Raw genomic sequence first — 12,788 nt, forward strand, 5'->3', positions numbered from 1 at the left:
CGATGTGCGACACACTCTACCCAATACGATCTATACGCAGGAGTGATGTAAATATGATTGAGTCCATCTGTTTAAGTGATGGGTCATGATCGGAAGTCTCAGCCTGGATCAGTTGCGAATCCTTGTAACCATTGCTGATACAGGCAGTTTCTCGGCAACGGGACGTCACCTGCGGCGTGCTCAATCTGCCATTAGCCAGTCGATTGCCACACTTGAGTCAGTTCAAGGTGTGAGGCTGTTTGATCGGAGCGGCCATCGTCCAACGCTCACTGAGGTCGGTAGAGTGCTGGTGGTTCAAGCGCGCGCCGTGCTGGCAAGCGCTGCCCAGTTTGAAGCAATGGCCTCAAGTACGGCAGCCGGGGTTGAGCCGGAGTTGGCGCTCGCCATAGACCCTTTGGTCCCTAGCGCACCGCTCATCGAAAGCCTGCGCGCTATCCGTGAGGCTTTCCCGCATCTGGCAGTGAGTTTTTCTACGGAAGGCTTAGGCGGCGCAGAGCGCCGATTGCGCAACGGCGATGCGGCACTGGCGCTTTGCACATTGATTCCGACAGTGCCCGACGATGTCACCGCATTGCCGCTGCTCAGCGTCAACTTGAGACCAGTAGTAGCCAGCGGGCATCCCCTGGCTACGTTAGGCCGTCGGGCAACAAGTGCAGACCTCAAGCCTTATGTGCAACTGGTACTTTCCGATCCGGTTTCCCCCGACGGCCCTAGCTATGGGGTGACGGGCAGTCACCAGTGGCGGTTTGTAGATTTGGCACGGCGGATGGATTTTTTGCTCGCCGGGTTCGGTTGGTGCCGAATGCCAGAGCATCTGATTGCGGATCATCTGGCTTCAGGACGCCTCCTGCCGCTTGAGTTAACCGCCGAACTTCAGCGCACACCAGACACACTGACGATCTATGCTGCGCACATGCAAAATCGCTCTTTAGGGAAAGCAGGCCGATGGCTTCTGAATGATCTGACCCATCGTCTGTGCAGGTGATGATACGAAGACGACTAACGTCAGCGGTTTGGTTATCCCGTTGGCCAAAGGGCTGATGCGGTTAATCGAACCGGTAGTGCAGTGCAATGCAAAGGGGACAAACTTAGTTCTCTGTCATACCTGCCTCGACAGCATGTCTAGTCCTGAAATAGGTTTACACCTGTTTCACCCCAACGCCCGGTGCATCGCATCGGGCGTTTTGTATTTCAAAGACAGGTGCGGCCGCCCGCTTCCGGGAAGACGCAGTGCTGCGCAGTAGCCATAGCGACTTTTTTTGCCGAGATCTTTTGAGACCGATCGAGCCCATATAACTGAAAGGCTCTTCTGTCAGTGACACCCTGAGTCATCGACGCATGCAACGTCCACAGCAAAGTAGAAAACGCCCTCAAGCGCGATATCTAGCGCCGCGACATGACCGCGTTATGCACGGGTAAAGCGGCTTGTTCGGGGTGTTGCTGCAAAAAATGCCTGATGGCTTGATCCTGGCGATCCACCACGCATACGTTCACGCTGGGGCGAGGGACGGTGCATTCGCCAAGCGCGAGGAACCCGCAACTCATGACGCCGTATACCGCAACCGGTTGCGCGACGGCCGAGCAATCGTAGACCATCTCGCCAAGGTAATTGAGCTGCCCTTGGGTGACGGTGAAATGCAGCGGTTTGGAGTAAGCCCCCATTACCCCGCGGCGGTGACCCAGGCGGCTCACCTCATAGTCACCGGCGGGCAGCCATGCCGAATAATCATCCTTGGGTCCCCAGCCGTAAGTCTTGTCACTCTTGATGTCACGAAATTCAAGGTAGGTTCCGTAGGGGCCGCCTTCCAGCAGCGTGCCGACCACCAGACCAGCGTTTTGCGCGTTGTAAACGGGGGAATTCAACGCCATTTCAGCGGGCATTGACGAGCAACCGGCCAGCAACCCGATCAGGCCAATTGCAAAGATGTGGTGCGAGTAAAGCATTCCGTTACCTCGGTGGGAGACGAACAAAATCCAAAATAAATTCAAGGCCGACAGCGCGCTGGACGGCGGCGACTACCTTTATTAGCATGATGGCCTTTCGCCTACTTGTACATCAAGGACGATACATCAACATGTTCAGTTTTTCCCGATGGCGCCTGCGTGGCGCTGTAAGCATTGCCGCACTGTTACTTGGCGGGTGCAGTTTCAACGGTTCCTATCCGGACGCCAGTGGACCCGATGCGGCGAAGCTGCGCTTTATCAGCAGCAATGAAAACTCGACGCTCGACTTGTTCGATGCCGAACACTGCGACGGCCAGACGACGGGGCTGCTCAATAACCTGTTCTCCGCCAATACCCGGCGACGGGCGGCGATGAGCGCCGCTGTACCCGAGAATGCCAAGGCCTATCTGGAAGTGCGGCTGCAACCGGGCCATGAACTGTTCGCGCGAGCCAATACCTTAAGCACCGGTAGCGTGTGCACCGTGGCGTTCAACTTTACCCCGCAGAGCGGTGGCGAGTACGAAGCGAACTTCCGCTACGTAGGTCGCAGTTGCCAAATTACCCTTAGCCGTCTGCGCCAGATTGATGGCAAGGTTATGCGCTCGCCGATCGCGCTGACCAACAAAGGCCTGCCCGCCTGCGTCGGCCGCAACCCGATTTTCCCCAAGCCCGCCGAAGCACCGCCACAGTCAGCGGAGCGTACAGCACTGATCGCGCAGATCGTCGACGCCAGTGTCATCGCGAAAATGAAGCCCGAAGCCGACGATTCCTCGTCGGTGCGGGAAGCGTTGCTCGACAAGTCGATGGAGGAACGCAAACAGCGCCTCGGCTTCAGCCTGCCGGATGCCTATTGGACTGAATATCACCAGAACCTGGAGCAGTTCGCCAACGAGATGACAGGCACCAAAGCGCGTTCATTGCTGTTGTACAAGGACTACTACACCAACCGTCTGAGCCTGCTCGACACCCCCGAGATCCATGAACTGCTGCCCGACAGAGAAACGGCCGACCGTAGCAAGGCGATGTCCACCAATAATGCAATGCTGGAATACTACTACCGAACCCAGCGAGAACTGCTGAAGGAAACACTGAGCGCGCATCAGGCACGCATGGCCGATCTGGATCAGCGCTTTGAGGTGTGCAAGCGTTTCGCGGCCTGCTGGCAAAATTAATAGGGGTCGGCCTGAGGGTGCCGGCCGTAACAGGTACACTGCTTATCGCCGAGCGACAGCTATCGGCCCAGAGTGTGTAAAAACGCTTCGCCAAAATTGAAGTGTGCGCGTCTACGTTAAATCTGAAATTTATCGGCACGTCAGCAGATGTGGATTTCGCGTAGAAGCGCGATTTCCAGTCCGATATTGAGTACCTGTCTCGCACAAAAACGTTTTTACACAGCCTCGGCTAATAGCGGACACACACCCGTATTGCGTCAGAAAACAACTAGAGACTATTAGAATGCCGATTCAGTGCCAAAGGTGCGGTCAAGGCTCAGTCCTAGCGATGCGTATCCGCTCTACGCATATTTTGCTGTGGGTCTGCGAGGAGTGTGAAGCAACATGGAAACGCCAAGAGGAAGTCAACATCGGTAAGTTCGAAGACTATGGAACGCTAATGATGAGTATCGGACGCAGCCCTTTGTGGTCGGAACTGAAGCCTCAGTAAAAAGTGCGCAGCCATTCACTTTGCACTTCCTGCGTACCGTCCGTTTCAGGTCTATTCCACTCAGTCACCACCGGCAAAAATCAATCAAAAACCGCCACTCGATCGATACGGATACACGACACAAAAAGCTGTCTTGCTTACCCGCCAACACTCTTGATTAGGGAAGTGGTGTGCGGATAGACCTCAAATAACGAATCAGGCGCCTAGGGCGCCTTATCCGCTTCTAGAGCTAGCATTTGTCGAGGGCAACGGTTGACCCAACCTAAACCAAAGGCTGGTGACTGGTCACACAGTGGATACCCCCACCACCCGCGGCGATCGCATCGATATTGAGCTGCACCACCTCACGATCCGGGTAGAGCTCGGACAACAGGTCAAAGGCTTTGGTATCTGCCGCCTTGTCACCGAACTCGGGGGCAATGACTGCACCATTGATCACGAAGTAGTTGATATAGCCTGGCGCGAAGTCTGGATTGTTTTTGCTGAACCGACTTTTTCGTGGATTGAGCGGAGGCGACACGGTGTGCACGTGCAGCGCGCGGCCATCGGCATCAGTGGCCTTCCTGAGAATGTCCAGATGGGCGAGCGTCACTGCGTGGTCATAGGACTCGGGGTCGTTGTCGAGGTTGGCGATCACCACTCCCGGCTTGACGAAGCGGGCGTAGAAGTCGACATGGGCGTCGGTGATGTCCTGGCCTTTGATGCCCGGCAGCCAGATGATTTTGCGCAAGCCAAGTCTCTTCTTCAGTTCTTCCTCTACGTCGACCTTGCTCCAGCCGGGATTGCGGTTGGTATTGATCCAGCTACTTTCGGTCATGATCCCCGTGCCGTGGCCATCCACTTCGATAGCGCCGCCCTCGCCCACCAGCCGGCTGCGGATGTAGTTGGCGCCGGCAGTCCGGGCGACCGAAGCGGCAATCTGCGCATCCTCGGCATGCTGCTGTTTGTTGCCCCAGCCGTTGAAGTTGAAATCCACCGCGCCGAGCCCACCTTCGCCATCGATGACGAAGTTGGCACCGATATCGCGCATCCAGATATCGTCCAGCTCCGTGACAACAAAGGTAATGTTGCCCGTGCCGCATTTTTCTTCAGCCAGATCCCGCTCGCTCTCACGACAAAACACAGTCACCGGCTCATAGTTGGCGATGGTGCGGGCGATCCGCCCCAAGGCATCTTGCACGTCAGGCGTGAAGTCCTCGTGAATGGCCTCCTGTGCACCAAAGGCGATAAAGGCTCGCCGATGTTTGTCGCCCTCATCCGGCATATGCCAACCGTCCTTGATGGCTGCTTGTATCCGTGGAGCATTCAGGCCGAGTCCCATGGACGCGGCTGCGCCCAGACTGGCAACCACCGATACCTGCTTGATGAACTCACGACGTGTCGACATGCGTATCTCTCTGTTCATTTAACGGAGGCTGTCTTGAATTTGGTCCACGCCCGCATGCGCGCACGCATGTCCGCCTGGGGAATGTCTTTGCCCGGGATCAGTCGTTGGTAAGTGGCGTCATCGAGGTAGATATCCGGGTTGTTACGCATCATTGCATCGACGCTCGGCCGTGCCTTGGCGTTGGAGGTGGGGTAACCGGTGAAGTTAGTGATGGCGGCCATGTTTTCCGGGCGCATGACGAAGTTGATGAACGCATAGGCGTACTCTGGATGTTTGGCGTCGACGGGGATCGCCATGGTGTCCATCCACACCGTGGTGCCCTCGCGCGGGATGTGATACTGGAACGTGGTTTTCTTGCCGGCGGCATCTGCCGCCCGTTGCGCCTGGGTCATATCGCCGCTGTAACCGAGCGACAGGCACAAGTTGCCGTTGACCAGATCAGTCACCGGTTGCGACTGGAACTTGCGGATGTACGGCCGCAGTTTCAGCAACAGTTCACTGGCCGCTGCCAAGTCCTCCGGCTTGGCGCTGCGCGGTTCACGGCCGAGGTAATTGAGCGCGACCGCCAGCACTTCGTCTGGCGAATCGATCAGGGAGATACCGCAGTCCGCGAACCTGGCGGCCAGCTCCGGTTTGAACAACATGTCCAGGCTATTCACCGGCGCATCCGGCATGCGCTTTTTGATCTGTTCGGCGTTGTAGGTCAGGCCGATGGTGCCCCACGTATAGGGGACGGTGGCCTTGCTCGAGTAGAGATAATGCGTACGCAGTTTCTGCAGACCCGGCTCGATGTCATCCAGGGCGGTGAGCTTTGACTTGTCCAGTGGCTGCAAACTGCCGGCGTGCATCAGACGTTCGCCAACAGTGTCGCCCGGAAAGATCAGGTCATAACCACTGCCGCCGGCCATCAGCTTGGCTTCCAGTGTTTCACTGCCATCCATGACGTCGTAGATCACCTTGATCCCGGTTTCAGCGGTGAATCTGGACAGGGTGTCCTCGGCGAAGTAATCGGCCCAGTTGTACAACCTCAGGGTTTTCTCCTCTGCCTGCGCCGACGACAAGGCACTGCTTAGCGCCAATCCCAAGGAGCAGAGCAAAAGCTGTTTGGTCACGTTCATCTCAAACCCCTTGAGTGTTCCAGCGAGCATTAATGTGACGACCATCCAGGCTTAACAGCGCCCCATACATTTCGGGACGGCGGTCGCGGTAGATGCCCCAGGTCAGGCGTTCTTCGCGCATGGCGGACAAGTCCAGGCTGTGTACCAGCACACCCAGGCTGTCGCGGTCGGCCTCGGCGAGGAGCTTGCCCTTGTGGTTGCAGATAAAGGACGAGCCGTAGAAGTTCATCTGCAGCGTCGGATCGGTGGTCGCCACTTCTCGGCCAATGCGGTTGGCTGCCACCACCGGCAGGAGGTTTGCAGCGGCATGGCCGCGCATGGTCATCTGCCAGTGGTCACGTGAATCCAGTGCGGCGCAGCCAGGTTCAGAACCAATGGCGGTGGGAAACAGCAAGACTTCGGCGCCCATCAGCGCCAGGCAGCGTGCGGTCTCGGGGAACCACTGATCCCAACAGATACCCACACCGATGCGCCCGAAAGCAGTGTCCCAGACACGGAAACCGGTATCGCCGGGGCTGAAGTATTCCTTCTCCTGATAACCGATGGCGTTGGGTATGTGCGTCTTGCGATACACCCCCAGCAACTGCCCATCGGCATCGGCCACGCTCAACGAGTTGAAGTAGGCATTGCCCGCCTTCTCGAACCAGCTCAGCGGCAGCACCACACCCAACTCCCTGGCCAGCGCGGCAAAGCGTTTTAGCACGGCGCTGTGCTGATATTCCTCAGCCAGCGCCAGGTGTTTGTGATGTTGCTCGATGCAAAAATAGGGCGAGGCAAACAGCTCCTGCAACAGGATGACCTGGGCGCCCTTCGCCGCCGCTTCACGTACCAACTGCTCAGCCTGATCGAGGTTGTGTTTCAGATCCCAGGTGCAGGACATCTGGGTGGTAGCAACAGTCAAAATGGTCATCGCATTACCCCTTCAGTGGCCAGGCCGGCTGTTGCTGGGTGATGCAATGCACCCCGCCACCGCCATGCGCCAGATGATTGATCCGCACCGGCACCACCTCGCGTCCGGGGAACGCCTGAGCCAACACTTCGGCAGCCGCGTTGTCGGCATCGATGCCATAGGCCGGCATGATGACGGCGTTGTTGGCGATGTAGAAGTTGGTGTAGGAGGCACAAAACACTTCAGCCTCGGTGTCCACGGCGTCGGTGGCTTCATACAGGTCGATCAGCTCAAACGGTCGACCGTGGGCATCGGTTGCCAGCGCCAACGCGCGACGGTTTTCTCGTACCACCTCGGCATAGATCGAACTCTTGTCGTGAGTGGCGTCCACCAGCAACACACCAGGGCGGGCGAAAGCGCACACGCCATCGACATGGCCGTCGGTCATGTCGCCGGTCACGTAGTCGGGATCGCCCGGCAGCCAGACGGTCTTCTTCACGCCGAGCAGACGCTTGAATATCTCCTCCATCTCGGCCTTGCTCATGCCCGGGTTGCGGTTGGGGTTGAGCAATACCGACTCGGTGGTGATCAGCGTGCCCTCGCCGTCCACATGAATCGCGCCGCCTTCGTTACTCAATGGAGTACCGAAGCACGCCAAGCCCAAGTGATTGAGTGCGCGGCGAGCCAGGCTTTCGTCCAGGTCATGGGCCGACTTCCCGCCCCACGCGTTGAAACGCCAGCTCACACCGGCCAGCCCCTGTTGCGGGTGGCAGATGAAGCTCGGGCCGGAGTCCCGGCACCAGCTGTCGTTCACCGCCAGCTCGATCAGTTCGATGTTTGGCCCGCACAACGCTTTGGCACTCGTGACAGCAGAAGGATCAACAACCATCTTCACCGGTTCAAAACGGGCAATGGCGTTGGCCACACGAGCGAAATCCTCTTGCACCCGCGCCAACGTGACACCCCAACCCGACTCCCACAGCGCCTGGTTGTGCGGCCAAACCATCCAGGTTGCGGCGTGCCTGACCCACTCCGCCGGCATCCACCAACCATTGTTTTGAATTTCATTCTGCTGCATGACAAGCACCTTTAAGTTAAGTCATTGTGTTCAATGAAAACTGCCTATGCGGTCTTGGCATGCATGCTACGGCTGCAAAAACGGGCAAACAAACGATGGATTTTGTAGATAAATGATTAGAGGAACTTATCAGCATGCTCAAGCACTGGCCGCCGCTCGGCACCCTTCGCGGCTTTGAAGCCGCCGCCCGGCTGGGCAGTTTCCACAAGGCCGCCGAAGAGCTGCACCTCACCCAATCGGCGATCAGCCAGCAGATTCGCAGCCTCGAAGCGTACCTGGAACAACCCTTGTTCTTTCGCAGTGGACGCAGCGTCAGTCTGACCGATGCCGGTCACGACCTGCTCAGCACCACCCAGGCACTGCTGCAGCAACTGGCCGTCGGTGTTCGTCGCCTTGGGCAGTACCAAAAACCCAACCAACTGGTCCTCAACACCACCCCGGCGTTCGCCCGACACTGGCTACTGCCACGCCTGGAAGATTTCCGCCGCCAGCACCCGGAAGTTGATCTGTGGATCTTCAGTACCGACGAAGTCCCGGACATGACGACCCAGACCATCGACCTCGCGGTGCGAGACGACATCAGCTCCCAGGCCGAATGCAGCTTCAAGGTGCTGCACGCCGACCGCCTTTACCCGGCGTGCCACCCCAGCCTCTTGGCAGTGCCCAGCGCACAGCGCACCACCCTGCATGGCGAGCGGGAAATGGACTGGAGCCACTGGGCGGTAGAGGCCGGCATCGATGTAGGCCAGAAGGATCAGGGCCTGAACTTCTCCGACCCCGGCCTACTGCTGGACGCCGCGTGTGCGGGGCTCGGCATCGCCTTGGTCAGCCAACTATTGAGTCAGCCAGCGCGTGCCAATGGGCTGTTGCAGCCGTTGGTTGAGGAGACGATTCGCGGCCCTAACTGGGCGTTGTTGACCCATCGTGATAGTGAGAATAATCCGATGGCGCGGAGTTTTAGTGAGTGGTTGCTGGGCAAGCTGGCGGCGGGGAGTCAAGTGATGTAACGGTTTTGGGTCAGGGCTTGGATGGGGCCGGCCTCTTGGTTTGGTGCACTTTGATTTGCGGAAAGATGGGAGGCTGCTTTTGGGGTGGATTTCGGTCAGTTGGGACGGGCAGGAGTCGGCCAGAAGCGGGCATTCGATTTCGCTATTCATCAATCTCCCGAGCGTGCGAAATTACCAGCCCTTCAATTTCTCTCAAAGGCATATTCATGACCTCCCCCCTGACAGTCTCGAATCTTTTAGGTCCATGGAGTGGAGATGACAACACAGGGCTATTGCAGCGTTGCAAGGAGGCATGGGATACACCTCTAGAGAGTTTGAATGATCTTATGGTCGCCACTTTTTTGAATCAGAACATCGCGACCGAACATCTGCTTGTCGAGGCAAGGCGTCGCATGAAAGAGCAGGAGCGAGATGAAACCGAGTACTTCGACGGCCAGCTTCTCGAAGCGATAGAGCGCGTGCAATCTGGGGAGTAATTCATCCCGACGGGTTATTGCGTTCGGCACGGCATGTCAGCTATGGGTCAGAAGCGGCCCTTGATGATAGACAGCAATCGGCCAAAATCGGATGTTAGAGGTCGATTGATGTCTCTGCCCCAAACTCCCCAACCCTGCACCAACTGCTCGGGCCTTCACAAGATGCAGTAACATAAGGCCACTATCCAGCAATGTCCGGCCCCTAAAATTTACAGGGGAGCCCGAAGGTATCAGGGAGCGGTTGATGTACGGGAATTACAAGTTTGGCTGGTGTGCTCTGCTGGCAGGAGCGGTGGCGCTCAGTGGTTGCACTTCACTGTTTCAGGGCAAGCAGTATGTCTTTCCCCGTCCGGATGAACCCTCTGCGACGGTTCGCCTTAAATATGAACGTGGCACCACGCTGGACGCCATGACCTTCAACGAAAAAGGCTGCTACGCAGGGTTCACGCCATTGTCCTATACCGGCGACTTTATCGAATCGCCGGTCGCAGTGGGCAAAGAGCTGGTATTGACTTACCGGAAGGTAGTCGGAGGTGGGCAGTGTCAAATACCCTTTTCTTTCACGCCGCAGGACGGCGCTACCTACACCTTGAAGACCGGCTTCTGGAGTGAGACCAAGACAGGCATCCTTCCCATCTTTACCAGCGACCAATATTACTGCGGAATTGGTTTAGTCAAAAAAGTAGGGGATCAGGAGAGCATCGAACCCATTCAACAGCTGCATATCGAGACGGGTTTTGCCTGCCTTACATTCGTCAAATAGGCGCAATAGGTTGTTTGGCTTCTCTCTATCAACCGACGGATTTTTTCATGCATACCCGCATTCATGCCGCTTACCACCAAGCGGCTTTCTCCCGTGGTGCCTGCGCGTGCTTGACTATCCACGACGTGGCCATCGAGCAATGGCTGGCATCTCATCTCAATGACCCCAGTGTCGCCCTGCTCGGTCTTTCGTTAATTTGGTTGCTGGATGAGGACGAAGACGCTCTTGCGAAGCGTCGACTCATTCCCGGCGAGGATGGTAGTTCCACGCTTGTACCGCTGCTGGTGTGCAGCGACGATATGGACTTCGACTGCACCGTGCTGATGGCCGAACAGGTTTAACAAGGGAATCACCCTGCCGTTAAAAAAGCAGGGCGGGTTGGCTTTGGATCTTGACGTAGGACCGGCTAATGGGTGTCCCATTTTCCCTGCTTTTCAGAACGACTTGCCTATGGCAAAGCAGCTTCGGATAAACTAGCGCTAGCTCAGCAGAGACGCTCTCTAGCATTCACGGACGAGACAAAACCCACATGTTAATGAAAGTATCATTCATCGCTTCGTTAGTAACTTTATCGCTGATTCAATCACCACTATCCTTCGCGGACAATGCCAATGGAAAAAATCTCTACTTACAGAGATGCGCCATGTGCCACGGAATAGATATCAAAGGAACAGGACCTTTGGCTAATAAAAGCAATCCTCCTACACCTGACCTTACGACATCCGCTTTCAAAAAACGGCTAAATGATTATCCGGGCGTTATTGTGTCATCGATAATACTTCGTCCAAATGGAGACTTGATTCCAAAAACGTTGCGAGAGAATGGTGTAAAAATTCCGCCACACGCTTGGAGCATTAAGGATCTGCGCGATTTAAATCAATACATGAGTGGTGTGATTTCAAAAAATCGATGATTTTGAGATAGGCATTGGGCACAAAAATCCAAGAACCATTTCAGGGTTGGTTATAAACACAATGAAAATAGGACAGGCTTATTTATCTGCCATCAGCCTCGACGCAATGAAAAGTAAATTCGCCCCATCTTTCTTCGCCCTACAGCTTTAGCCTTGGACAATTCGAGACAGAAAACATGAGTTATATCGACACGATAAAACATGAGCTGGTCGGACACATCAATGGCTTAGCCATATATCACCCTCTTGAGCTTATTGAAGCAGGAGGATGGGGAGACCGTAACTTCTCATGTTCTCCCGACAATTTGGTTATCGGGGGCGGAGCTGGCGAACATCCGGCAATAGTCGTCCACGGACTAGGATCATTAGCGGCATCGTATATTCTTTTTTGCATTGAAAAGAACACAGAGCACTTCCCGAAAACTTATACAACTCCACCAGAAGACACAATTGTTCGTCTCAGTGACATTGCGTATGGCACAGAAGAAAATTTAGAGTTTTGCGGTTGGTCGATGACAAAAATTCGAGATTTTGTGGAGCTGGCAAAATCCCCCTTACACGTCATGCCTCTTTCGGAGAAGCAGAATCCAGAAGAATGGCTGAAGGAATCCATTGGTGAATTTATTTATTTTTCACTTCCTGAACTCAATCCATTTCATGCCGAGATCAACAGCCTTCCCGGCATAGAAAATTGGCATCCTGGTTACTTTATGCGCAACGTAACATGCCCACCACCTAACTACTTTAAAAGCAAAGAAGAGTCACTTCGCGGCGCTCATTTCCAAGAGCAAGGCTTTTTTCGCTGGGACTATAGTTATCCGCCAAAGGAATAAGGGTCATGTACCTCAATGAAAATGGGACAGACTTATTTATCTACCATCAGCCTCGACGCAATGAAAAATAAATCCGTCCCCTTTTCGAGTCAGAGATATCCGGGCCATTCGGGTCAGGCTTCAGCTCGCGGAGAGTAAGCGTTCGGCAATGTAATCTAGGCAGCTATGCTAATAAGAGATGGTGCCCGTCTACACGGACACCCTCTCTAGCTATTCAGGCGTCCAGACTTATTGATATGTCGGGTGCATGGCTCACTGGAAAGTTTACCGAGCGAGCAATGAAGCATTTCTCATGAGCTATCTGGTGCAGAGTCTGAGCTTTTGCGATTTCAGACCCCGGTGCCAGAACCACCTTTGGCCTCAAAACAACCGACGTGAACTGACCAGCGCCGTGACTCTCCTCGACCATTGTTCCTTGAGCATTGTCTTCATAGGCCACCACCACGACCCCGGCCTCAGCACAAAGGCCGAGGTACCAAAGTTTGTGGCACGCCGATAAAGATGCAAGAAGCAATTCCTCTGGGTTCCAGCGTGTTGAGTCTCCCCGAAAACTAGGATCGGATGACCCCTCAATTGGTATTTTGCCGTTGGCTGTAATTACGTGTGCCCGGCTGTAACCCCGATAAGACGACGTTCCTGTCCCCTCATTGCCAGCCCAAGTTACCTGGACTTCGTACTCGTGTGCTTTGTCTGCCATTTGATTCCTCCTAGGAAAAAG

14 protein-coding genes are annotated in these 12,788 nt (G+C 55.5%); 8 read left to right on the top strand and 6 right to left on the bottom strand.

Annotated features, from left to right (window positions below; genetic code table 11):
* Positions 1 to 85 precede the first annotated feature (85 nt).
* A complete protein-coding gene (locus tag AABM55_RS18280) occupies positions 86 to 985 on the top strand; it encodes a LysR family transcriptional regulator (RefSeq protein WP_347927221.1) in 900 nt (299 codons plus the stop codon).
* A gap of 398 nt (positions 986 to 1,383) precedes the next feature.
* On the opposite strand, the gene AABM55_RS18285 is transcribed toward AABM55_RS18280, so the two are convergent.
* Positions 1,384 to 1,944 carry a hypothetical protein gene (locus AABM55_RS18285; RefSeq protein WP_054598023.1) on the bottom strand — a complete coding sequence of 187 codons (561 nt, stop codon included), beginning with the start codon at positions 1,942 to 1,944 and terminating at the stop codon, positions 1,384 to 1,386.
* 131 nt (positions 1,945 to 2,075) lie between these two features.
* Here AABM55_RS18285 and AABM55_RS18290 point away from each other — a divergent pair, with 131 nt between their 5' ends.
* Entirely contained in the window at positions 2,076 to 3,116 is a 1,041-nt protein-coding gene (locus AABM55_RS18290) for a hypothetical protein (protein WP_347927222.1), read from the top strand.
* Positions 3,117 to 3,868: 752 nt separating this feature from the next.
* Here AABM55_RS18290 and AABM55_RS18295 read toward each other — a convergent pair.
* From AABM55_RS18295 to AABM55_RS18310, 4 genes are read right to left on the bottom strand one after another with little or no spacing between them, the layout of a single operon-like run.
* Positions 3,869 to 4,993 carry an agmatine deiminase family protein gene (locus AABM55_RS18295; RefSeq protein WP_347927223.1) on the bottom strand — a complete coding sequence of 375 codons (1,125 nt, stop codon included), beginning with the start codon at positions 4,991 to 4,993 and terminating at the stop codon, positions 3,869 to 3,871.
* A 14-nt stretch (positions 4,994 to 5,007) separates the two neighbouring features.
* Positions 5,008 to 6,111 (bottom strand): extracellular solute-binding protein, encoded by a 1,104-nt coding sequence (locus AABM55_RS18300; protein ID WP_347927224.1) that lies wholly within the window; start codon positions 6,109 to 6,111, stop codon positions 5,008 to 5,010.
* A gap of 1 nt (position 6,112) precedes the next feature.
* Complete coding sequence (aguB, locus tag AABM55_RS18305; RefSeq protein ID WP_347927225.1) at positions 6,113 to 7,021, bottom strand: N-carbamoylputrescine amidase; 909 nt, start codon at positions 7,019 to 7,021, stop codon at positions 6,113 to 6,115.
* 4 nt (positions 7,022 to 7,025) lie between these two features.
* Positions 7,026 to 8,078 (bottom strand): agmatine deiminase family protein, encoded by a 1,053-nt coding sequence (locus AABM55_RS18310; RefSeq protein WP_347927226.1) that lies wholly within the window; start codon positions 8,076 to 8,078, stop codon positions 7,026 to 7,028.
* 134 nt (positions 8,079 to 8,212) lie between these two features.
* Between AABM55_RS18310 and AABM55_RS18315 the strand changes: the two genes are divergently transcribed.
* The 6 genes from AABM55_RS18315 to AABM55_RS18340 all read left to right on the top strand — a co-directional run bounded on the left by AABM55_RS18315 (position 8,213) and on the right by AABM55_RS18340 (position 12,070).
* Positions 8,213 to 9,085 carry a LysR substrate-binding domain-containing protein gene (locus AABM55_RS18315; RefSeq protein ID WP_347927227.1) on the top strand — a complete coding sequence of 291 codons (873 nt, stop codon included), beginning with the start codon at positions 8,213 to 8,215 and terminating at the stop codon, positions 9,083 to 9,085.
* Positions 9,086 to 9,291: 206 nt separating this feature from the next.
* Positions 9,292 to 9,561, top strand: a complete 270-nt coding sequence (locus tag AABM55_RS18320) for a hypothetical protein (protein WP_347927228.1) — start codon at positions 9,292 to 9,294, stop codon at positions 9,559 to 9,561.
* 244 nt (positions 9,562 to 9,805) lie between these two features.
* Complete coding sequence (locus tag AABM55_RS18325) at positions 9,806 to 10,324, top strand: hypothetical protein (protein ID WP_347927229.1); 519 nt, start codon at positions 9,806 to 9,808, stop codon at positions 10,322 to 10,324.
* A gap of 47 nt (positions 10,325 to 10,371) precedes the next feature.
* Positions 10,372 to 10,665, top strand: coding sequence for a hypothetical protein (locus AABM55_RS18330; RefSeq protein ID WP_347927230.1), 294 nt, complete (start codon positions 10,372 to 10,374; stop codon positions 10,663 to 10,665).
* 188 nt (positions 10,666 to 10,853) lie between these two features.
* Entirely contained in the window at positions 10,854 to 11,237 is a 384-nt protein-coding gene (locus AABM55_RS18335) for a cytochrome c (protein WP_347927231.1), read from the top strand.
* A 176-nt stretch (positions 11,238 to 11,413) separates the two neighbouring features.
* Positions 11,414 to 12,070: a hypothetical protein gene (locus AABM55_RS18340; protein ID WP_103315971.1), complete on the top strand. Its 657-nt coding sequence runs from the start codon at positions 11,414 to 11,416 to the stop codon at positions 12,068 to 12,070.
* 214 nt (positions 12,071 to 12,284) lie between these two features.
* Here the strand turns inward: AABM55_RS18340 and AABM55_RS18345 are convergent, their stop codons facing one another.
* Positions 12,285 to 12,767 (bottom strand): OsmC family protein, encoded by a 483-nt coding sequence (locus AABM55_RS18345; RefSeq protein WP_103315972.1) that lies wholly within the window; start codon positions 12,765 to 12,767, stop codon positions 12,285 to 12,287.
* Positions 12,768 to 12,788 lie beyond the last annotated feature (21 nt).

This window comes from Pseudomonas helvetica (genome assembly GCF_039908645.1).
Classification (GTDB): Bacteria; Pseudomonadota; Gammaproteobacteria; order Pseudomonadales; family Pseudomonadaceae; genus Aquipseudomonas; species Aquipseudomonas helvetica.